General features: G+C 47.5%; 32 protein-coding genes and 1 pseudogene. 2 read left to right on the plus strand and 31 right to left on the minus strand.

What is annotated here, in order from left to right:
- Nucleotides 1-330: 330 nt before the first annotated feature.
- The 31 genes and pseudogenes from WN50_RS03395 to rplC form a co-directional block, all read right to left on the minus strand.
- Nucleotides 331-543 (minus strand): helix-turn-helix domain-containing protein, encoded by a 213-nt coding sequence (locus WN50_RS03395; protein WP_046277201.1) that lies wholly within the window; start codon nucleotides 541-543, stop codon nucleotides 331-333.
- Nucleotides 540-653 (minus strand): annotated as a pseudogene (locus WN50_RS33175) (IS607 family transposase); the annotation flags it as partial. The pseudogene WN50_RS33175 and the gene WN50_RS03395, both read right to left, overlap by 4 nt.
- A 134-nt stretch (nucleotides 654-787) precedes the next feature.
- The gene (rpsI, locus tag WN50_RS03400) at nucleotides 788-1,198 is read right to left on the minus strand and encodes a 30S ribosomal protein S9 (RefSeq protein WP_046277200.1); all 411 of its coding nucleotides are present in this window, start codon (nucleotides 1,196-1,198) and stop codon (nucleotides 788-790) included.
- Nucleotides 1,198-1,656 carry a 50S ribosomal protein L13 gene (gene rplM / locus WN50_RS03405; RefSeq protein ID WP_046277199.1) on the minus strand — a complete coding sequence of 153 codons (459 nt, stop codon included), beginning with the start codon at nucleotides 1,654-1,656 and terminating at the stop codon, nucleotides 1,198-1,200. The genes rpsI and rplM overlap by 1 nt, the downstream gene beginning before the upstream one ends.
- A 102-nt stretch (nucleotides 1,657-1,758) precedes the next feature.
- Nucleotides 1,759-2,649 (minus strand): tRNA pseudouridine(38-40) synthase TruA, encoded by an 891-nt coding sequence (gene truA / locus WN50_RS03410; protein WP_046277198.1) that lies wholly within the window; start codon nucleotides 2,647-2,649, stop codon nucleotides 1,759-1,761.
- 51 nt (nucleotides 2,650-2,700) lie between these two features.
- A complete protein-coding gene (gene rplQ / locus WN50_RS03415) occupies nucleotides 2,701-3,051 on the minus strand; it encodes a 50S ribosomal protein L17 (RefSeq protein WP_046277197.1) in 351 nt (116 codons plus the stop codon).
- Between the two features lie 125 nt (nucleotides 3,052-3,176).
- Nucleotides 3,177-4,121 (minus strand): DNA-directed RNA polymerase subunit alpha, encoded by a 945-nt coding sequence (locus WN50_RS03420; protein WP_046277196.1) that lies wholly within the window; start codon nucleotides 4,119-4,121, stop codon nucleotides 3,177-3,179.
- A gap of 114 nt (nucleotides 4,122-4,235) precedes the next feature.
- Nucleotides 4,236-4,628, minus strand: a complete 393-nt coding sequence (rpsK, locus tag WN50_RS03425; RefSeq protein WP_046277195.1) for a 30S ribosomal protein S11 — start codon at nucleotides 4,626-4,628, stop codon at nucleotides 4,236-4,238.
- A 90-nt stretch (nucleotides 4,629-4,718) separates the two neighbouring features.
- Nucleotides 4,719-5,102, minus strand: coding sequence for a 30S ribosomal protein S13 (rpsM, locus tag WN50_RS03430; RefSeq protein ID WP_046277194.1), 384 nt, complete (start codon nucleotides 5,100-5,102; stop codon nucleotides 4,719-4,721).
- A 325-nt stretch (nucleotides 5,103-5,427) separates the two neighbouring features.
- Nucleotides 5,428-5,541 carry a 50S ribosomal protein L36 gene (gene rpmJ / locus WN50_RS31765; RefSeq protein ID WP_071782548.1) on the minus strand — a complete coding sequence of 38 codons (114 nt, stop codon included), beginning with the start codon at nucleotides 5,539-5,541 and terminating at the stop codon, nucleotides 5,428-5,430.
- Between the two features lie 109 nt (nucleotides 5,542-5,650).
- Complete coding sequence (gene infA, locus WN50_RS03435; RefSeq protein ID WP_009782729.1) at nucleotides 5,651-5,875, minus strand: translation initiation factor IF-1; 225 nt, start codon at nucleotides 5,873-5,875, stop codon at nucleotides 5,651-5,653.
- Nucleotides 5,876-6,151: 276 nt separating this feature from the next.
- A complete protein-coding gene (locus WN50_RS03440; protein ID WP_046277193.1) occupies nucleotides 6,152-6,736 on the minus strand; it encodes an adenylate kinase in 585 nt (194 codons plus the stop codon).
- On the minus strand, nucleotides 6,736-8,043 hold the full coding sequence (gene secY / locus WN50_RS03445; RefSeq protein ID WP_046277192.1) for a preprotein translocase subunit SecY: 1,308 nt from the start codon (nucleotides 8,041-8,043) through the stop codon (nucleotides 6,736-6,738). Before secY ends, WN50_RS03440 begins: the two co-directional genes overlap by 1 nt.
- A gap of 41 nt (nucleotides 8,044-8,084) precedes the next feature.
- A complete protein-coding gene (rplO, locus tag WN50_RS03450; protein WP_046277191.1) occupies nucleotides 8,085-8,582 on the minus strand; it encodes a 50S ribosomal protein L15 in 498 nt (165 codons plus the stop codon).
- 87 nt (nucleotides 8,583-8,669) lie between these two features.
- Nucleotides 8,670-9,209, minus strand: coding sequence for a 30S ribosomal protein S5 (gene rpsE, locus WN50_RS03455; protein WP_046277190.1), 540 nt, complete (start codon nucleotides 9,207-9,209; stop codon nucleotides 8,670-8,672).
- A 43-nt stretch (nucleotides 9,210-9,252) separates the two neighbouring features.
- Nucleotides 9,253-9,615 (minus strand): 50S ribosomal protein L18, encoded by a 363-nt coding sequence (rplR, locus tag WN50_RS03460; RefSeq protein ID WP_046277189.1) that lies wholly within the window; start codon nucleotides 9,613-9,615, stop codon nucleotides 9,253-9,255.
- Between the two features lie 3 nt (nucleotides 9,616-9,618).
- Nucleotides 9,619-10,164 carry a 50S ribosomal protein L6 gene (rplF, locus tag WN50_RS03465; protein ID WP_046277188.1) on the minus strand — a complete coding sequence of 182 codons (546 nt, stop codon included), beginning with the start codon at nucleotides 10,162-10,164 and terminating at the stop codon, nucleotides 9,619-9,621.
- Nucleotides 10,165-10,258: 94 nt separating this feature from the next.
- The gene (gene rpsH / locus WN50_RS03470; protein WP_046277187.1) at nucleotides 10,259-10,660 is read right to left on the minus strand and encodes a 30S ribosomal protein S8; all 402 of its coding nucleotides are present in this window, start codon (nucleotides 10,658-10,660) and stop codon (nucleotides 10,259-10,261) included.
- Nucleotides 10,661-10,795: 135 nt separating this feature from the next.
- Nucleotides 10,796-11,344: a 50S ribosomal protein L5 gene (gene rplE / locus WN50_RS03475; protein WP_046277186.1), complete on the minus strand. Its 549-nt coding sequence runs from the start codon at nucleotides 11,342-11,344 to the stop codon at nucleotides 10,796-10,798.
- 90 nt (nucleotides 11,345-11,434) lie between these two features.
- Nucleotides 11,435-11,785: a 50S ribosomal protein L24 gene (rplX, locus tag WN50_RS03480; protein ID WP_046277185.1), complete on the minus strand. Its 351-nt coding sequence runs from the start codon at nucleotides 11,783-11,785 to the stop codon at nucleotides 11,435-11,437.
- Nucleotides 11,785-12,153: a 50S ribosomal protein L14 gene (gene rplN, locus WN50_RS03485; protein WP_046277184.1), complete on the minus strand. Its 369-nt coding sequence runs from the start codon at nucleotides 12,151-12,153 to the stop codon at nucleotides 11,785-11,787. Before rplN ends, rplX begins: the two co-directional genes overlap by 1 nt.
- A gap of 63 nt (nucleotides 12,154-12,216) precedes the next feature.
- The gene (gene rpsQ / locus WN50_RS03490; protein ID WP_046277183.1) at nucleotides 12,217-12,465 is read right to left on the minus strand and encodes a 30S ribosomal protein S17; all 249 of its coding nucleotides are present in this window, start codon (nucleotides 12,463-12,465) and stop codon (nucleotides 12,217-12,219) included.
- Nucleotides 12,466-12,540: 75 nt separating this feature from the next.
- Nucleotides 12,541-12,795 (minus strand): 50S ribosomal protein L29, encoded by a 255-nt coding sequence (gene rpmC, locus WN50_RS03495; protein WP_046277182.1) that lies wholly within the window; start codon nucleotides 12,793-12,795, stop codon nucleotides 12,541-12,543.
- A 42-nt stretch (nucleotides 12,796-12,837) separates the two neighbouring features.
- The gene (gene rplP / locus WN50_RS03500; protein ID WP_046277181.1) at nucleotides 12,838-13,269 is read right to left on the minus strand and encodes a 50S ribosomal protein L16; all 432 of its coding nucleotides are present in this window, start codon (nucleotides 13,267-13,269) and stop codon (nucleotides 12,838-12,840) included.
- Between the two features lie 70 nt (nucleotides 13,270-13,339).
- Nucleotides 13,340-14,059 carry a 30S ribosomal protein S3 gene (gene rpsC, locus WN50_RS03505; protein WP_046277180.1) on the minus strand — a complete coding sequence of 240 codons (720 nt, stop codon included), beginning with the start codon at nucleotides 14,057-14,059 and terminating at the stop codon, nucleotides 13,340-13,342.
- Nucleotides 14,060-14,153: 94 nt separating this feature from the next.
- Complete coding sequence (gene rplV / locus WN50_RS03510) at nucleotides 14,154-14,513, minus strand: 50S ribosomal protein L22 (protein ID WP_046277179.1); 360 nt, start codon at nucleotides 14,511-14,513, stop codon at nucleotides 14,154-14,156.
- A gap of 82 nt (nucleotides 14,514-14,595) precedes the next feature.
- Nucleotides 14,596-14,880 (minus strand): 30S ribosomal protein S19, encoded by a 285-nt coding sequence (gene rpsS / locus WN50_RS03515; protein ID WP_046277178.1) that lies wholly within the window; start codon nucleotides 14,878-14,880, stop codon nucleotides 14,596-14,598.
- A 62-nt stretch (nucleotides 14,881-14,942) separates the two neighbouring features.
- Nucleotides 14,943-15,806: a 50S ribosomal protein L2 gene (rplB, locus tag WN50_RS03520; RefSeq protein ID WP_046277177.1), complete on the minus strand. Its 864-nt coding sequence runs from the start codon at nucleotides 15,804-15,806 to the stop codon at nucleotides 14,943-14,945.
- A 53-nt stretch (nucleotides 15,807-15,859) separates the two neighbouring features.
- On the minus strand, nucleotides 15,860-16,168 hold the full coding sequence (locus tag WN50_RS03525; protein ID WP_046277176.1) for a 50S ribosomal protein L23: 309 nt from the start codon (nucleotides 16,166-16,168) through the stop codon (nucleotides 15,860-15,862).
- Complete coding sequence (gene rplD, locus WN50_RS03530) at nucleotides 16,161-16,793, minus strand: 50S ribosomal protein L4 (RefSeq protein WP_046277175.1); 633 nt, start codon at nucleotides 16,791-16,793, stop codon at nucleotides 16,161-16,163. The genes WN50_RS03525 and rplD overlap by 8 nt, the downstream gene beginning before the upstream one ends.
- Before the next feature lie 13 nt (nucleotides 16,794-16,806).
- A complete protein-coding gene (gene rplC / locus WN50_RS03535) occupies nucleotides 16,807-17,496 on the minus strand; it encodes a 50S ribosomal protein L3 (protein ID WP_046277174.1) in 690 nt (229 codons plus the stop codon).
- Between the two features lie 826 nt (nucleotides 17,497-18,322).
- Here rplC and ndhN point away from each other — a divergent pair.
- Both ndhN and ldpA read left to right on the plus strand, forming a co-directional pair.
- Nucleotides 18,323-18,799, plus strand: coding sequence for an NAD(P)H-quinone oxidoreductase subunit N (gene ndhN / locus WN50_RS03540; protein ID WP_049557898.1), 477 nt, complete (start codon nucleotides 18,323-18,325; stop codon nucleotides 18,797-18,799).
- Between the two features lie 314 nt (nucleotides 18,800-19,113).
- Nucleotides 19,114-20,304: a circadian clock protein LdpA gene (gene ldpA, locus WN50_RS03545; RefSeq protein ID WP_410175555.1), complete on the plus strand. Its 1,191-nt coding sequence runs from the start codon at nucleotides 19,114-19,116 to the stop codon at nucleotides 20,302-20,304.
- Nucleotides 20,305-20,355 lie beyond the last annotated feature (51 nt).

A 20,355-nucleotide genomic window follows, 5' to 3' on the forward strand; every position in this document is an offset into this window, starting at 1 on the left:
TCTCCAAGCCTCACGGCTTTGGATTACTGATTCATTGACAACCCTTACAGCAAGCTGGTTTCCTAACCTACTCCAGAGGGGTGAGTCTCCCCAGTCGTTCATCCCATTTCAGAGATAGTTTCGGTATGCCCTACCGTACTTGAGAAAAAATGCTTTATTCTCTGTACTTGGTGCTTTAAGGTTTTATATGGCCAAAGCATTTCTTGCAAGAACCCCATACCTTAAGTTTTCAAGGTTCATTGCATCCATTAGATGCTGGGTTTTTAGACTGGTTGAATACCCTGCCAGTAGAGTTATTATAGCATTTTTCCTGGCCTTATATCCCCATACCTAAAAGGTAGGGGCGTGTGCGGCAATTTTTGGTAAATCAATTCCGGTGGGAAATTTAATCTTTTTATTCGGGTTGGCTTTGTTGTGTTCGAGAATACCCAAGGTAATACTTAACCCCCAATTCCAAGCATGGCGTGCGGTTCCGGCGTGACGGATAAATGCCGTTTGCTGTTTATTGTTGGGATTAATCTCGGTCTTAAATGCGATTCTCATTTAAAGGATTCAGCAACGTCTCTCAACTCTTTCATCAGATTCTTGTTCTTGTGACTTCTTGACCCATAAAGTCTAGCGGAAAAAACGGTGATTATTTCTAGAACATCCTCGAAAGCAGGATTTTTGACGGGCCGATCAGGGGCTATAGACGGTTTGTGCCATTTTAGTCGCCACTTTACCGAGATTAGACCCCATACAGAGACTTCTGTGAAGTCCCTGTTCGTTCGTTGAAATGGGCTTTCGTTTATCGTTTCGAGTATTGAGGAGCTTTACGGGCTTTGCGTAACCCATACTTTTTCCGTTCTTTAGCACGGGGGTCACGAGTTAAATATCCCTCAATTTTCAAAGGATGACGATTATCAGGACTCAGTTCACACAAGGCTCGAGCTACCCCTAAACGGATAGACTCAGCTTGACCCGTTAGACCTCCCCCTTTGACATTAACCAGAATGTCATAATCGGTTTCTAAGCCCAGAGTTTCCAGAGGGGCTTTAGCAGAGGAGACATAACTAGCATTAAATTGGAGATAGGATTCACCATCTCGACCATTAATCAACAGTTGTCCTGTGCCTGGAACCAGGCGAACTCGGGCGATTGAAGATTTCCGACGACCCGTACCCCAATAAACGGCGCGTTCAGTATCGGTTACTTGCATTATTTTTCTCCTGTGGGAATGGTGTTAATGGTAAGGACTTCAGGCTGTTGAGCGGTGTGGGGATGATTCGGGCCGGGGTAGACTTTCAGCTTTGTAAACAGTTGTCGTCCCAGGGCATTTTTCGGCAACATTCCCTTAACGGCTTGTTCGATAATTCGTTCAGGAATACGACCTTGCAAATGTTCAAAGGTTTCCATCTTCATACCGCCCGGTCTACCCGAATGGCGGCGATAAAGTTTTTGGGAGCTTTTTTTGCCAGTCACTTGAACTTTTTCGGCATTAACAACAATTACAAAATCTCCCGTATCCATATGGGGAGTATAGGTCGGCTTTTTCTTGCCCCGAATAATGCTGGCAATTTCAGTCGCTAGGCGACCCAGCCGTTGATCAGCCGCATCAACCACATACCATTTTCGCTCAATTGAGTCTTCGGTAGGAAGGTAAGTTTTAATGGTCATTGTTCGCTATCCTTTAGCTTACGGACATTAAGTTATCATCAGATCAACTATTGACAACAGAGCAATAGTCATAGGCAATTAGATCAAGTCACTTCAGGGAGCTTAGGAGAAATGAGTCCTGGAGAAAGAGGCGGGAGTAGAACCCAGTACCCACTCCGGATAGGTATCAAACCAGACATCCGGCTCGAAGGGAAAGTCAGGATAGCCGACTCGCAGTAGACAAAGACCCTGAGCTGGAGCCGAATATTTAACGAGATCTCGGCGTTCCTGAACCCAGATCTCGGTAAAGTTTTCCAGCGATCGCCCCAGGGAGCCGACTTCGACCAATAATCCCACCAGCAGCCGCATCATCCCGTATAAAAAACCACTGGCTTGTACTTCAATCCGAATAAACGGCCCTTGTCGCTGACAGGAGACTTCCTGCACCTCCACCCAGGCGTGAGGGCGACGGGTGCCAGCGCGTTGGAAAGCACTGAGATGATGACGTCCCAGTAAGGGGTTCAATGCCGCTTGCATGAGGTTTTCATCCAAGGGTGCATGGTAATAGTGCCAACTCCAAGGACGCACAAACAAATTCGGTCGCGAGTCAGTGTACAGCAGATAACGATAACGTCTCCAGAGGGCGGAGAAGCGGGCGTGCCAACCTTGGTCTACTTGAGCAGAGGCGCGAATCAGAACATCTGAAGGCAAGCGATGATTGAGGATGGTTGCCCATCGATAGCCAGGAATCGGCCCCGTTGCCTCAAAATGAGCCACTTGAGCGGCAGCATGAACGCCTGCATCGGTGCGGCCAGCACCATGTAGGGTGACAGGATGATTCAGGACAGTGGCAATAGCCGTTTCTATTTCTTCCTGCACGGTTCGTCCATTGGGTTGCCGTTGCCACCCGTTAAAGTCAGTTCCCTGGTATTGAATCACTAAGGCAATGCGTTTGCGATCGCTCGTCGGCAAGTCTTGGGTTTCCCTGATTCCTTCTGATGTCGTCGGATTCATGCCTGAGTGTCTCTTGTCTTCGGTCTCGGTTTTCTCCTGAACATCTCAAGATTAAACCAGTTCAATGATCGCCATTTCTGCATTATCACCCCGACGGCGTACCGTTCTGACGACGCGGGTATATCCCCCGTTCCGCGATCCGTATCGGTCTTGAGCCGCTTCAAACAAAGCGTGTACAAGCTGTTTATCATAGATGTATCCCATTGCCGCCCGTCTGGCGGATAAGGAGCCATCTTTAGCCAAGGTAATCATTTTTTCGGCTTCAGATTGTACCGCTTTGGCTCGGGTTTTGGTGGTGGTGATTCGACCATGACGAATCAATTCAGTCGCCAGCGATCGCAGTAAGGCTTTGCGCTGGTCTGCGGGTTTACCCAGTTTGGGAATACGACAACGATGACGCATAATAACTTCCGATTAACAACGTGATAACTAGCGATCTAGCAGGTCTAGTGTGATTTTTCCCAAGCGTTGCAGGGGAGCTAGCCATTTGCCTTCCCCTGCGATTGCATCCTCTCTGTCTCGGACGCTCAGGGTTTACTTGCCCTTTCTTGAGGTAAAGTAATTCCCAGGCGTTTTTGTAGAGCTTCAATCACCTCTTCGGCTGACTTTTGACCAAAGTTTTTGATTTCTAACAGGTCTTCTTGGGTATAGTCCCGTAAGTCGGCCACTGAGTTGATTTGAGCGCGTTTGAGACAGTTGTAAGCTCGCACAGAAAGCTGGAGTTCTTCGATCGGGATTTGACTGGTCGGATCGACATCATCCGTCTGATCCGTTTTAATAGATTCAAGGGTGATATCTTTGAGCGGAACAAACAAATCCACCAAGATTGTCGCGGATAGGCTTAAGGCTTCTTGAGGAGTCAGACTGCCATTCGTCCAGATCTCCATAATCAGCCGATCTTTCTCCACCGCTCCCCCAATCCTCGCATCCTCAACCGTATAATTGACCTTGCGAACGGGCATGAACACGGCATCAATTTGTAGAAAATCAACCGCCGTTGTTTCATCTCGATTCCGATCTACCGCTCGATACCCCGTTCCTTTCTCGACCTGAAATTCCATTTCCAAGGTTGATCCCGGAGACAGGGTAGCGATATATTGGTTTTTGTCTACAACTTCAACCTCTGAGGGCAGGTCAAAGTGACCTGCGGTAACAGTAGCCGGCCCTTGAACCAGTAAACGACCAATTTGTCTTTGGTTAGAATAACTATTAAGGACGACTTCCTTCAAGTTCAGCAAGATTTCTAATACATCTTCTCTTACCCCTTCAATTGTGGCAAACTCATGGTTAACTCCGGCAATCCGAACGGCTGTGATTGCTGTTCCTTCTAAGTTTGACAGGAGTACCCGTCTGAGTGCGTTGCCGACAGTTGTTCCCTGACCGCGATCTAGCGGTTCCAGGACAAATTTACCGTATTGACTCCGGTCTGTATCAGTGTTTGACTCAATACACTCAATCTTAAATTGCGCCACCGATTGACCTCCCTTCTCCTTTGAACCCCGAAGTGTATTTGATTAAAAGCGAAAAATGAAAAAGGACTGACATTTTTCATTTTTCATTCGCATCCCAGCACTGTGAGTTCCTAATCAGACGCGACGCCGTTTAGGAGGACGGCAACCATTATGAGGAATGGGTGTAATGTCTCGAATCAGGGTAATTTCCAATCCCGCCCCTTGCAATGCTCGAATTGCTGTTTCTCGACCCGCACCCGGGCCACTCACCATGACTTCAATTTGTCGCATTCCTTGGTCATTGGCTCGCCGTCCGGCATTTTCCGCCGCCGTCTGAGCGGCAAAAGGAGTCCCTTTTTTGGCGCCTTTAAACCCGGTAGATCCAGCCGAAGCCCAAGAAACGACTTCACCGTTGGGATCAGTAATCGTCACGATGGTATTGTTGAAAGTCGATTGAATGTAAGCGACCCCATTGGGTACGTTCCGCTTTTGCTTTTTTGTTCCTGACTTTTTCGATGGTTTTGCCATAGTCTTTTCTCTAACATGATCTCTTTCGTATCCCTTGCCCACCAGCGAGTTTGGCAAGCTGGTGATTGGGTTCTAGCCCCTTCAACTGGATTATTTCTTGGAGCTTGCCTTTTTCTTACCCGCCACTGTGCGTCTGGCACCCCGACGAGTTCTCGCATTGGTGCGGGTTCGCTGACCCCGTACAGGCAGACCCATGCGATGACGGCGGCCCCGATAGGTGCCGATATCCATCAGACGCTTGATGTTCATCGCTTCCCAGCGTCTGAGATCTCCTTCGACTTGATATTGTCCCTGAACCAAAGCGCGTAAGGCGGCGACTTCCGCATCGCTTAGGTCTTTAACTCGGGTATCTGGGTTGACCCCTGTTTCTGCCAAAATTTCTCGGGACCGTGATAGTCCAATTCCGTAAATGTAAGTCAGACCAATTTCAACACGTTTATCTCGTGGAAGGTCTACTCCGGCTATACGTGCCACACTTGTTTCTCCTGTGAAATACGTGATCTGAAGTTACTTGATTCGCTGATGCAGTAGAATAGCTGCATAATCTTTCACTACCGCGCTCCCCGTCTAAAAATCTTGAGGTGAGCGCAGGTTTTGCTACAACCTTCTTGGGCTAATTGCAGTTCGCTTTGGTAATGGTCGCTTCAATGAGTCGCAATTGGGGTTGAGCTGAAATCAACTCAACGGGTTTTGAGCGAGTAGAATGTTTCTGAACTGGGTCAGACTTGACTCTACATGAGTTTCTCTCAAAGAGCTGATTCAAAGTTCTCGGAGAACTAGGTCTCACTGTTCTGCTAACCTATCCTTGTCGCTGTTTGTGCTTGGGATTGGAACAAATCACCATTACTCGGCCACGACGACGGATGACGCGACACTTTTCACAAATTTTCCGCACGGATGCTCTTACTTTCATGCCGATTCTGGCAATACTACAACAAATTTATTATTATATCATTGATTGAGAAAGTTGATCCAGTATTTTTACCTTTTGCCAATCAAAAAGGCAGTGGATCAACCTCAACCTACTTCTTCTTCAGGCGATATGTAATTCTCCCTTTAGTCAGATCGTAAGGAGTTAATTCCACCTTAACGCGGTCTCCCGGTAAAATTTTGATGTAGTTGCGGCGAATCTTGCCAGAAATATGAGCTAAAACATTGAACCCATTATCAAGATCCACACGAAACATCGCATTCGGAAGAGACTCTGTGACTGTCCCTTCCATCTCAATCAAATCTTGCTTAGACAAGCTGTTGTTTCCTCAATTCAACCAAACTGCTCTTGTCACCCTTCGTTGCTCTTTTTGGCAGACTAGCTCTAACCCCTAAGACACTGGCGGTCAAGATGCAATTCTTAACATATTTTATCAAAATCTTCAAATAAAGGGTGGGACTTATGTCAAGGGGAGACCGCCTTTTGCGGTTAGAGCCAAGCCTCAAGAACAATTCCACCAGGTAGATGAAGACGGGTGCCTTTTTCAACTCATTAAATTCCCACTTCCCTTTGGGGAGAGAACAAGAGACAATTAGGCTGCAACAATTGCCTTTTTCAACTCAGCCGTCACCTGATCAACGGAGAGATTGCCATTAACAATACTCAACTGATTGCGATCGCGATAAAACTGAATCAAGGGTTCAGTTTGTTCGTGATAGACTTGCAAACGATGGCGAATGGTTTGTTCACAATCATCAGCCCGTCCCCGAGCCAATAAACGCTCAATCAGAACCTGATCAGGAACTTCTAAATTGATAGTATTCAGGCTTTTGTCCTGAGCATTTTCAGAAGCATTTTCAGCCTTCTGTTGCAGCACCACCTGTTCAATAAAAGTGGCTTGAGCGACATTGCGAGGAAAACCATCAAGAATCCAACCCTTTTGAGCATCCGGTTGATGGAGGCGATCTAGTACCATATCTAGAATTAATCCATCAGGAACCAAATCGCCGCGATCCATGAAGGCTTTAGCTTTTTGACCCAGATCAGTCTGTTGAGCTACATGAGTTCTCAAGATGTCTCCAGTTGAGATATGAGGAACTTGAAACAGCTCCGACACCCGTGCTGCCTGTGTCCCTTTACCTGAACCTGGAGGCCCTAAGAAAATAACTTGAACCACTATCGCTTCACCATTCCTTCATAGCGTTGAGAAATCACATAGGTTTGCACCTGTTTCGCCGTATCAATCGCCACCCCCACTAAAATCAGCAGAGAAGTAGCACCAAACCCCCGAAAAGTAGGAACCCGAGTCGCCGTTTCAACCACCGTGGGAATAATCGCGACAAACCCTAAAAAGATCGCCCCCAAAAAGGTCAATCGATTCAGAACCCGCTCAATATATTCAGTCGTGGCTTTACCCGGACGAATCCCCGGAATCGAAGCGCCCATTTTCTTCAAGTTCTGAGCCATGTCTACAGGTTGCAAAATCAGCGACGCATAGAAATAGCTAAAGAACAAAATGAGCGTCAAATAGAAAGCGGCATATAGCCAAGGCGTTGGCCCGTTCGGACTGAGAGCCGTAGCGACTTGAACTAAAATCGGATTGTTGGTAAATTGCGATAGGGATGCAGGTAAAATCAGAACAGCCGAAGCAAAAATGATCGGCATCACCCCACCCTGATTCAGTCGCAACGGCAGATAACTGGTTTTTTCCCGATAAAGTTTCCGACCGACCTGACGACGTGCCGAAACAATTGGAATTCGCCTTGTTCCTTCTTGAACAAAGACAATCCCGACGATCATCGCCAAGAAAATCAGCAACAGGATAATCACCCGACCGACAATGGCGCGATCGCCACTTTGGGCCAACTCAATCGTATTTCCCAGAGAGCGGGGCAGAACCGCAACAATATTCACAAAAATCAGCAACGAAGCCCCGTTACCAATTCCTCGTTCTGTAATCAGTTCAGACACCCACATGACAAACATCGCCCCGGCTGATAAGGCAAGGACGACCTCTGCGGTAAACAAAGGCCCCGGATTTTCGGCAAAAGGACTAACCCACAACGCCAAACCGATACTTTGCAGAACAGACCATCCTAAAGCCACATAGCGAGTGATCTGAGAAATCTTCCGCCGTCCAGCTTCCCCTTCATTTTTCTGCAAGTCTTCTAAACTAGGTAATGCTGCCGTCATCAACTGCATGATGATCGAAGCATTAATAAAGGGTAAAATTCCTAAAGCAAAAATCCCCAGTGCTGAAAGACCACCTCCAACGAATAAATCCAAAAAGCCAATCACGGGACTGTTCTGAATATTTTCGCTAAATGCAGCGCGATCAATTCCAGGAATGGGTAAGAAAACGCCCAAACGGACTAAAATCAGTAAGCCAATCGTCACGAGGATACGACCTCGCAACCCGGCGGCTTGAGCCATCTGCATGAATGTCTCTTGTGCAGTTGGCGCTTTATCTCGACTAACGACCATGAAGGACTCCCTATGAACAAACCCAGTTGAACCTGGAGTTCTCAGTTTTGCTCAGTCTGAGTTTCCTGAGTTTCTCCATTTGTTTCACGGCTGGCATCCATCGGTTCACAGCTTCCACCTGCGGCTTCAATTTTTGAGCGAGCCGTTTGGGTAAAAGCGGCGGCTCGGACTCGAAGCGCGACATTGAGTTCTCCGTCTCCTAAGACTTTTAACGGCCCGTTATTGCCCGTTAAAATTCCGGCGGCTTGTAGAGAATCAAGTGTAACTTCTGTACCTGCGCTCAGAGATGCCAACTTTCCTACATTAATGGTAGTGTACTGTTTCCGATTAACTTGGGGAAAGCCCTTTAATTTAGGCAAACGTCGGTAGAGGGGATTTTGACCTCCTTCAAATCCCGGTCGGGTGCTACCACCGGAGCGAGATTTTTGACCGCGCATCCCTTTGCCACAACTTGCACCTTGGCCGGCTGAAATACCTCGACCCAGGCGACGGCGGCGCTTACGGGAGCCGGCTTTTGGTACGGCATCTTCTAATCTCATTGTTTTTTATCGATTGTCAATGATCAGTTTTAAGTGGAGACACGTAGCTCCAACTCAGGTGATAATTTTGATTGGGAATCAAGCGGCTCAACCATAGAGCTGCTCAATGGAAATGCCCCGTTCTCGGGCAACTTCTGACAAGGTTCGCAAGCCAGTCAGGGCATCAACGGCTGCACGGGCATTATTGAGAGGGTTACTGGAACCGAGTTGCTTGGCGAGGATATTCCGAACGCCTGCAAGTTCGAGAACAGTTCGGACTGCTCCCCCAGCAATTACTCCAGTACCAGGTGCTGCGGGTCGAATTAGCACTTTGGCACCGCCACCTTCTCCTTGAACGAGATGGGGAATGGAATAGGATTTGGTCAGAGGCACTTCAATCACGTTTTTGCGACCGTCTGCGACCCCTTTTTTCACGGCTCCAATTACATCGGCGGCTTTTCCGACCCCGACGCCCACTTGACCGCGTTCGTTACCCACAATCACAATGGCACGGAAACTGAGTTTTTTACCGCCCTTGACCACTTTCGTCACCCGACGAATCTGCACGACTCGTTCTTGCCATTCCGTTTCTTTTTCTTTGGTGCGATTTCCTTTTTTCCGACGTTGCTGTTGTTGCTGTTCTGCCATAATCGTTTATCCTTTGATCAAGTTAAGCTGTGAAATGGCGATCTTAGAAGTCTAAACCTGCTTCTCGGGCTGCATCGGCTAGAGCTTTAACTCGTCCGTGATACAAATAGCCGCCTCGATCAAAAACTACTTTGCTGATGCCTTTGGAGAGTAAACGTTGGGCGACAAGCTGTCCGACTTGCACAGATGCTTCACAGGTTCCTCCAGTTTCCATCTGAGTTTTGAAATCGGGATCGAGACTAGAGGCAGCCGCCAGGGTATGATGCTGAGTATCATCAATCACCTGAGCATAGATATGTTTGTGAGAGCGAAACACAGCCAGCCGAGGTCGTTCGGGAGTGCCAAATACTTGGCGTCGGACACGACGATGGCGACGAAGGCGTGATTCTTGTCGAGTCTGTTTCATAGTCTATTTTTTCTTACCTGTTTTACCTGCTTTGCGTCTGACTAATTCTCCGGCATAGCGAATGCCTTTGCCTTTGTAGGGTTCAGGGGGACGAACAGCCCGAATTTGAGCGGCTACATTCCCGACAATTTCTTTATCGATGCCGCTAACAATCACGTTGGTGTTGTTTTCAACCGCTACGGTGATGCCTTGCGGGGGATTCATCTCAACAGGTTTACTGTAGCCGACATTGAGAATCAAATTTCTTCCTTGAACTTGCGCCCGATACCCCACGCCTTGAATTTCTAGGCGTTTTTCAAAGCCTTTGGAGACACCATCAACCATATTGGCCACCAGGGTGCGACATAATCCATGTCGTTGACGAGCCACACGAGACTCATCACGCCGTTTAACGACGAGTAAGGCTTCACCCTCTTGTTCGAGTAGGACTTGAGCGGGTAAAACCCGAGTCAGTTCTCCTTTTGGGCCTTTGACGGTAATTTGTTGTCCCTCAATGGTTAAGGTAACTTTTTGGGGAATCGGAATTGGGCGTTTACCAATTCTAGACATAATGCTTTTGTCAGTTGTGAGTTGTCAATTTTTGTGAGTTAAAAAGCAATTGATCGAGAGGGTTTAAACCTTCGACTCTGCTAACTAACTCGACTTACCAAATGTAACAAAGCACTTCTCCACCGATGCCTTGACTACGGGCTTCTCGGTCGGTCATCACTCCCCGAGAGGTGGAGATAATTGCAATGCCAATCCCACCTAAAACTCGTGGGAGTTCTTTCCGATTGCTATAGACTCTCAAACCAGGTCGGCTGACACGCTTGAGCTTTTTGATAATCGGGGTGCGAGTTTTAGGATTGTACTTCAAAGACAGGACGAGAGATCTTTTAATTCCTTCTCCTGTTTCTTCAAACTCTCCAATGAAGCCTTCATCCCGAAGCACTCGGGCGATGCTGCGCGTCATTTTGGTCGAGGGAATTTGTGTGGTTTGATGCCGCGCCAAGCAAGAGTTGCGAATGCGCGTCAACATATCTGAAATGGTATCGTTTGTTGCCATAGTTGTCTCGTTATTAGAAACGGATATTGACGAATGAAGAACGGATGCGCGTTGACTCAAGGCCGCATAGACTGATGACAAGGGTAAAAAGTGAATCCGTTTTTCTACTGACTATCCGTTGTAAATCTGATAGCCTTAGTTTTCCCGGAAGGGCATTCCCATTTCTTTGAGTAAAGCCCGTCCTTCTTCGTCAGACTGAGCGGTGGTAATAATTGAAATATCTAAACCCCGGATTTGATCGATGCTGTCGTATTCGATTTCCGGGAAAATGAGCTGTTCTCGAACGCCCAAACTATAATTTCCTCTCCCATCGAAGCTTTTGGGGCTAATGCCGCGAAAGTCTCGAATTCGAGGTAATGACAGGTGAATCAGTCGCTCTAAAAAGGAATACATCCGATCTGAGCGTAATGTCACCATCACCCCAACAGGCATCCCTTGACGAATTTTAAATCCAGCGATCGCTTTTTTCGCTCGAGTGACAACGGGTTTTTGTCCAGTGATCACGGCAATTTCATTAAGGGAGGAATCCAAGGCTTTGGCATTCTGTGAAGCTTCTCCCAAGCCTCGATTTAGGGTAATTTTAACGAGCTTGGGAACTTGATGGATATTTTGATATCCAAATTGCTCCATCAGTTTGGGAACAACTTTTTCGAGATACTGAGTCTTGATTTGAGTAGCGGTCATAGTGTTTTGCTCCTTTTTAATCCCTGGGCTTGGTCAGGGAAGGTTTAATTGAGAGATTAGAATAAATTTCTCCGAGTTCCTGTCGAGAAATTAATCGATGATTTCTCCAGTTTTTTTGAGCATTCGCACTTTTCGACCTTCTTCAGTGAAGGTATAACTAATGCGACTCGCCACTTTTTCTTTGGTGGAATAAAGCATGACATTTGAGCTATGAATCGGAGCTTCAAAGGTAATAATTTTACCGGATTCTCCTTCTTGTTGAGGCTTTACGTGTTTGGTGCGAATATTAACATCCTTAACCACAACCTTACTCAACTTCGGGATTGCTCGGATCACTTCTCCAACTTTACCCTTATCTTTTCCGGCGATAATTTGCACTGTATCGCCTTTTTTAACGTGCATTTGATGACGTTCGAGTTTCTGTTGTTTTTTATAAGGCATTAGATGACCTCCGGCGCAAGAGACACAATTTTCATGTAATTTTTCTCCCGCAGTTCCCGAGCAATCGGGCCGAACACGCGGGTGCCTCTGGGATTGCCTTCTGGGTTAATAATCACCGCTGCATTATCGTCAAAGCGGATACTCATCCCACTGTCACGGCGTAGACTATGACGAGTTCTGACGACAACGGCTCTAACGACATCAGAGCGTTTAACAGCCATGTTCGGAATCGCATCTTTAACCACTGCAATAATCTCATCGCCGATACGGGCGTAGCGACGATTACCCCCTCCCAGGATGCGGATACACATTAATTTACGCGCTCCGCTATTATCAGCAACATTAAGAATAGTCTGTGGTTGAATCATGACACTTCATGGATAGTTTAGAGGTGAATTTTCACTGAGTTTCTGAGCGGGTTTGCTGATTAATTACTCAGCTTTGCCACTGATAATTTCAATCACATTCCAACGTTTCGTTTTACTCAGGGGGCGAGTTTCTTGAATTCGGACTCTATCCCCTTCTTTACATTGATTTTCTTCGTCGTGAGCATTATAGTGCTTCGTTTTCACAACAATTTTTCCATACTTGGGATGGGGTGAGCGGTTTTCGATCGCCACCACCACAGTTTTTTGCATTTTGTTGCTGATCACTAAGCCAACTCGTTCTTTAATTGCCATAGTTTTGTGTGCCGCGATAGTTCGTAAAACTCAAAAGAATTGGTGCTAATTCGACTGTCTACACAGGGCGATCGCTTAAGCTGATACGGGTTCATCTGTCGTGCTAGCCGAGGCTGTTTTTTCTGCTTCTGCCTGCTGTTGTCGCTCCCGTTCAACCGTTAGCAATTGAGCCAATTCATGTTGAGCGTGTTTGAACTCATGAGGCTTTTCTAAACGTCCTGTTGCTTTGAGCAAACGCAGATTAGCCAGATTTTTTTTGAGTTCTAGAATTCGGTTAGACAGTTGCTCATCATTTAACTGTCTTGCTTCTTTAACCTTCGGAAAAGACATAACTTTATCCTTAACCTTCGATGTATCCTTTACCCTGTCCCTTTACTCTTCGGAGGTTTCCTCCTGTTTTTGCTGCATAATAAACTTGGTCTTAATCGGTAATTTAAAAGCAGCTAAACGCATGGCTTCCCGGGCGATTTCTTCAGAAACCCCATCCAGTTCAAACATGATCCGTCCAGGCTTAACCACAGCTACCCAATATTCGGGAGCGCCTTTACCGGAACCCATCCGAGTTTCCGCCGGACGCATGGTAATCGGTTTGTCTGGAAAAATCCGAATCCAAATTTTTCCACCCCGACGAATATAACGAGTCATTGCCCGACGTGCGGCTTCGATTTGACGTGCGGTAATCCAGGAGGGTTCGAGAGCTTGCAAGCCATATTCCCCGAAAGTCAGGGTACTTCCTCGGGTCGCTAGACCTCTCATCCGGCCCCGTTGTTGTTTGCGGAATTTTGTTCTTTTGGGACTTAACATCGGTGGTTGATAGTGAGTTGTTGGCTATCTGTCCAAGGTGAAAAGCCATGATTTGCGGCTTTTCTATCCTTTATTCAGAGCGATCATCATATTTTTGACGTCGCGGTTGTTTGCGTTTAGGTTGACCGGCATTGGCGTTTGATGTCTCTTCTTGTCCTGGGATAATTTCGCCTTTGAACACCCACACCTTAATGCCGAGAATGCCATAGATCGTCAAAGCAGTGCAGTAAGCGTAGTCAATATCAGCCCGTAGGGTATGCAGAGGCACTCGACCTTCGCGAGTCCACTCGGTTCGAGCGATTTCTGCCCCGTTCAGACGACCACTAACTTGAACTTTAATGCCTTCAATCCCTGCTTTTTGCGCTCGGGTAATGGCTTGACGAACCACCCGACGAAAGGACACCCGTTTTTCGAGCTGTTGAGCGATGTATTCGGCGATCAACCGAGCATCCGCATCGACTCGGGCGACTTCTACAACGTTGATGCGAATTTGACGATTACTGCCCAGTTCTTTTTGTAAACCGACTCGCAGGGATTCAATCCCCGTACCCCCTCGGCCAACGACTACCCCGGGTCGAGCGGTCATCACTTCTAAGTCGATTTGATCGGCTTTGCGCTCTATCCGTACATCCGAAATGCCTGCATTATTAAGGTTTTTTTGAATGTATTGGCGGATTTTATAGTCTTCCTGCAAGAGTTCGGGATAATGTTTAGCATCAGCGAACCATCTGGATTTGTGTTCTTGGGTGATTCCTAAACGAAAACCGACTGGATTAATTTTTTGTCCCATAGCGAATTAAGTTATGAAATGGGTTAACGATTCATCATTGGATTGAAAGGTACAAGATTGAATGGGCGTAAGGGTGCAACTCGTGCATTTTGATCTAGCTGTCAACTTCAGGGGCGACAGCCACCGTAATATGACAAGTGGGTTTGCGAATTTGGTATGCTCGACCTTGAGCGCGAGGCCGATAGCGTTTTAAACTCGGCCCTTGATCCGCAAAAGCCTGAGAAACAACGAGGGTGGCTGGATCTAAGCCCTGATTGTGTTCGGCATTGGCAACGGCAGAACGCAAAACCTTAAGAATCGGCTGACAAGCCCGATAAGGCATAAATTCTAAAATGATCAACGCCTCTCGATAGGAGCGTCCCCGAATTTGGTCGAGGACTCGTCGTACTTTGTGAGGCGACATCCGGATATAGCGAGCGATCGCTTTAATTTCTGTGCTAGTGTCTACAGGCATTATTGTTTCCTCGATCCCTTAGATGTGGAGATGGCGCTCTAAACGCCTTTCCCCGTCAATGACTTCGGGGAGTGATTTCACCCTATCGGCGAGCCTTTTTGTCGCCTCCAGCATGGCTGCGATAAGTCCGAGTGGGGGCAAATTCACCTAATTTATGTCCCACCATTTGCTCTGTGACAAACACAGGAACGTGTTGGCGGCCATTATGAACGGCGATGGTGTGACCTACCATCAGAGGCAAAATGGTCGAAGCTCGTGACCAGGTTTTGATCACTTCTTTTCCTTTTTTGCCACTGGCATCCAAGGCGGCGACTTTTTTGAGTAAATGATCGGCTACAAATGGGCCTTTCTTCAGTGAACGAGACATAATGACAGCTCTATGGGTTTAATGTACAGCGTTCAAAATTGCACGCGATTTCCCCAAGGGGATTAACTTTGACGACCACCTTTACCGCGCTTGGAAGACTTCCGACGACGACGCACAATTAAGGCTGTGCTGCGTTTTTTGGCGTTCCGGGTTTTCATCCCTAAAGCGGGCTTACCCCAAGGCGTACAGGGGCCACTGCGACCGATGGGAGCGCGTCCTTCTCCACCACCATGCGGGTGATCGACAGGGTTCATAACGCTACCCCGAACGGTAGGTCTTTTTCCTTTCCAACGGTTACGACCGGCTTTACCGATACTGACGTTGCGAGCTTCGATGTTCCCGACTTGTCCGATGGTGGCATAGCAACGAGCCGAGACTTTGCGCTGTTCTCCAGAGGGCAGTTTCAGGGTGACATATTCCCCTTCTTTTGCCATGAGTTGAGCGGTTGCGCCTGCGGAGCGAACCATTTGTCCGCCTTTACCGGGAACTAATTCGATGTTGTGAATATCGGTTCCTAACGGAATTCTCGATAAGGGTAAAGCGTTACCGACTTCAATGGCTGAATCTGGCCCTGAAACAATCACGGTGCCGACTTTTAAGCCAAGCGGATGCAAAATGTATCGCTTTTCGCCGTCGATATAGTGCAGCAAAGCGATACGGGCGTTGCGGTTAGGGTCGTATTCGATTTGAGCGACTTTGGCCGGGATATTGTGTTTATCGCGGCGAAAATCGATGATCCGGTAGAGTTTTTTATGTCCTCCACCCCGATGACGACAGGTAATTACACCTCGGTTATTGCGTCCCTTATGGCGATGTTTGGATGCGATTAGGGAGCGTTCGGGTTCGGTGTGTGTAATTTCAGCAAAGTCTGAAACTGAATGCTGTCGGGTACTTGGGGTATAGGGTCGATATGAACGAATTCCCATAATTGGCCCTCTTTTTTAATCTGCAAAAAACAGTCCTAAATGATCAATTTCCCTTAAACTTCTGGGAATAGAACTTTTCTTAAGGGTTCTCCATCCTCTAGGGTGACAATGGCTCGTTTATAACGAGATTTGTATCCGATAAATTTGCCGACTCTACGCCGTTTTCGGGGAGGATTATGAGTATTGACGCTTAGGACTTTCACGGAGAACAGGAGTTCTATCGCGTCTTTAATTGTGGGCTTACTCGCTCGGGGATCGACATCAAAGGTGAACTGGTTTAGCTCCATTAGGATGGTCGCTTTTTCGGTCACGATGGGTCGTTTCACCACATCAGCGAGATCGCGGGTCTGATATTCAGTCACCGTAAACCTCCTGGATTTTCTCAAGAGCTGCGGGTGTGGTCACAATGTAGTCGGCGTTGAGGATGTCATAGACATTGATACTATCGGCTAGACAAATTCTCATCCGAGCAATGTTGCGTCCTGAAAGATAAACGTTTTCTTGTTTTTCGGGAAGAATCAACAACACTTTAGATTCCGCACCGACTCCCCAACGACTCATCGCAGCCACTAGGTCTTTGGTTTTCGGACGGGGAAGTTGTTCGAGAAATTCTTCAACGACTACGATATCTGCTGTGCGACTTTGCAAAGCTGTCCGTAAAGCCAGACGTCTTTCTTTGCGGTTCATTTTTTGGGAGTAGTCCCGAGGTTTCGGCCCAAAAATGACACCGCCTCCCCGCCACAAGGGAGAACGAATTGACCCGGCTCTGGCTCGACCTGTGCCTTTTTGTCTCCAGGGCTTGCGTCCGCCGCCTCGGACTTCTGAGCGGGTTTTAGCGCAAGCTGTCCCTTGACGGGCGTTGTTCATCTGTCGCACCAAGGCTCGATGAACGATGTGGGAGGCGTTTGCTTCTTTGGCAACTTTCAGGTCTAAGTTGGCTTGTCCAACTTCAACGCCTTCCCAGTTGCGTACAACACAATCAACCATGTTTCTCTCCTCTCTATTTCCGCCCTACTAGGTTGGTTGGGGTGATATTGAGTAAACCGCCTGGTTTTCCGGGAACTGCTCCTTTGATCAGCAGTAAGTTGCGTTCGAGATCGATCCGCACTATGGTCAGTTTGCGGGTGGTTATTTGTTTTCCGCCATAACGTCCAGCCATCTTTTTACCCGGATAAACGCGACCTGGGGTGGTTCCAGGGCCAATCGAACCCGGTTGACGGTGGTTTTTTGAACCGTGAGCCATTGGCCCCCGTTTGAAGTTATGTCGTTTTTGAAAACCCGCAAAACCCCGGCCCATGCTGATTCCGCTTACATCGACGATCTGACCGGGTTCAAACAGATCGGCTTTGAGTTCCTGACCGAGTTCGTAGCTACTGGTATCTTCTAAACGATACTCTCGCAGATGACGAACCAGCCGTCCTCCTGACTTAACCAGGTGTCCCTGTTCGGCATTACTGAGATATTTGTTAACCTCTTTGCCGGGGGATCTGACGGTGTTTAATTTGCGGGTTTTGTCTTTGACTTCCCCGTAACCGAGCTGGATGGCGGTGTAGCCATCGGTGGGTTCGGTCTTAATCTGGGTGATAATGCACGGCCCTGCTTGAATGACCGTCACCGGAATGGCTATCCCGGTTTCGGCTTCAAACACTTGGGTCATGCCGAGTTTTGTGCCAAGGATACCTATAGACACTTCAACTAGCCTCTCTACTCTAATTCCGAACTTTGTTGAGTGGTTCTCCCGTCAAATTGGGTCGGGTTGAGGGGAGTCTTTAAGGGTCTCCGACCAGACAGCCTGCTTTTTTAGGTTCGACGATCAACTTGCTTTGTGCTAACACTCCGTCTAACTTGATCGTCTCAGCAGGTTTTTTTGTAATTTGTTTGCCGCAGGAACGCTCCAGTCGCTCATCCAAGCCACCGTTTGTCCAACGGCTATAATGGATTTTTGCTTTATTGGGTTTGCTGAGGATTACTTCTGAAAATCTCGTTGACCGAGTTCCAGATCCTCACCTTTTGGGATGTTCAGACACGCGAAAAACTTTTCCTACTCAAACTGTAGGATAAAGAGTCGGCTACCTGACACGGCTTTAAGCTATCAACTTGTTTAAGCTGCTCTGTTACCGAAGAATTTCCTCGATACCGAATCAACGTCGCTAGGACTTGAACGGTTGTTCCGCTCAGTATCCTTCATAGGAGAAGGTCAAACCCGATAATTTGCCCGGAGTCGCTGCGATTAGCTTTCACTGAGGTTCACTTTCACTTCACTGATTTGACTCAGCAAGCAACTCTTGAGAGCATGATCGATCTGACACTGTAAGCTTTCACTTAATCTGTGTTTTTGCTTCTCTGAACCTAACGGTTTTTTGACATTTGGCGACAATTTTTTATTTTATTTGAAAATTGGTAGTTTGTCAAGCTTTATCTGGAATTTTTTCCCAGGGTTTTTCCAATTTCGCAAAGGGGCTGAACCTTAACCCTATAATATCTATGAATTGAGCGCAGAAATTCGTAATTTTACTATGGCATTAATCACAACGGGCCGTAAACTGATTCGAGACTTAGAAACTCAAGGTTCCTTGGCTTTGTACGTTCCTTTAGAGGGGGGTATGGAGGGACGCTACCATCGTCGCTTACGGGCTGCGGGTTATACAACCTACAGCTTATCAGCCCGAGGCTTAGGGGATTTATCTGCCTCTTTAACGGGAGTGCATGGGGTACGCCCGCCTCACTTGGGAAAGAAAAGTAGCGGTAATGAAGCGGCGGTCGGTAATGTTTATTATGTTCCTCCTCTGATTAACTATCAACTCGAACACCTCCCTTCTAACTCAAAGGGATTAGTATTGTGGCTGATAGAAGGTTTTGTTTTGTCGAGTCAAGAAATTGAATTTCTGACTCAATTATCGACTCTTGAACCGCGAGTAAAGATCGTAATTGAGATGGGAGGGGATCGCGTTGTTCGTTGGCAGCCTCTCAAAGAAGTTTTAGCTGCTGCTTAGAGTGACCTGTCACCAGTTATCAGTCAGCGTAGCCTCGTGATCCTCGAGTGTGAGCGACGACGAGATGCTCACACTCCCCAACTTTCGACTGCTGTACAGAGCTAGTATTTTAGGTCTCTATTATTTCTCAACTTCTACGGTTGACTATGACTAGCTGTAGCGTCGATCAGGTGTGATTAATGCTACCCGTAGAGTCCCGAGTCCCTGGGAGCTAGAAATCAAGCTAAATCTGATCAAGCTAGGGAGCAACTGCACTTCAGTTTTCTGCTGGAGTGTATGACGAATTTGAGCGGGAGTATGTCACCATATTAATTGTGACAATGAACAGTTCCCCCCTCCAATCCTTGCAAAACGGCAACTGGTTCAAACTGATTTGCGGAGCCAGTTACCAACATTTGCCTGCGGTTCGCAACCTCACCCTTGCTTATACCCTCGCAGGTGTAGACTGTATTGACGTTGCAGCCGATCCAGCCGTGATTGCTGCGGCTCAAGAGGCAATGGCAACAGCCGAACATTGGGTGAAGTTAGCCCAAAAGCGAGGGTTTAGATCGATCCATAAACCTTGGCTGATGGTCAGCTTCAACGACGGAGAAGATCCCCATTTTCGCAAAGCCGAGTTTGACTCCACGGCTTGTCCGGCGGATTGTTGGCGACCCTGCGAAAAGGTTTGTCCGGCGGGTGCGATCGCCTTTAACGATCAAGCTGAACCATCCGAGGGCGGTGTTATCGATCCGCTTTGCTATGGCTGCGGTCGGTGCATCCCCATTTGTCCCAGTCAGATCATCTTTACTCGCTCCTATGTTTCAACTCCAGAAAACATTGCACCCTTAGTGCTATCAACTGGAGTAGACGCGATTGAGATTCACACACAGGTCGGCAGAGTCTCTGATTTTAGACGACTTTGGTACAGTGTGCAACCCTGGATCGGTCAACTCAAACTGGTTTCCATTAGTTGTCCTGATGGTCGGGATCTGATTGACTATTTGTGGACGCTGTATGAGATCATCTCTCCTTTGCCTTGTCAACTGATCTGGCAAACCGACGGTAGACCGATGAGCGGGGATATCGGGGCGGGAACGACCACAGCTAGTATCAAACTGGGTGAAAAAGTGTGTTCGGCGAACTTGCCGGGATATGTGCAGCTAGCGGGTGGTACCAACCATTCTACAGTTGCCAAACTGAAATCTATTGGGTTACTCGCAGAGCAACAGCAAAACCAACCCCAAAGCGGGGAAGGTGGCGCTGTGTTGATCAACCCTCAAGCCTCTAAAAAAACTGTGGCGGGTGTAGCCTATGGCAGCTATGCCCGTGTTTTGTTGTCACCGCTTTTAGAAAAACTAGAATCAAAATATACCCCTGAACCTGGGTCAACCCCAAAACATAATCTGGGGTTAACAACGATCGCTCAACCCAAAGCGCTCACCCAACTGGAAACCCACCCAGATCTGCTTTGGCAAGCGGTGAGCCTAGCTTATTCCCTCGTTGCCCAACTCAAGGGATTTTAGTCAGCCGAAAGGGGTTAATCGTTCGGAACCGAAGCAATGTTATCCCGGCTA

It is taken from the genome of Limnoraphis robusta CS-951 (assembly GCF_000972705.2).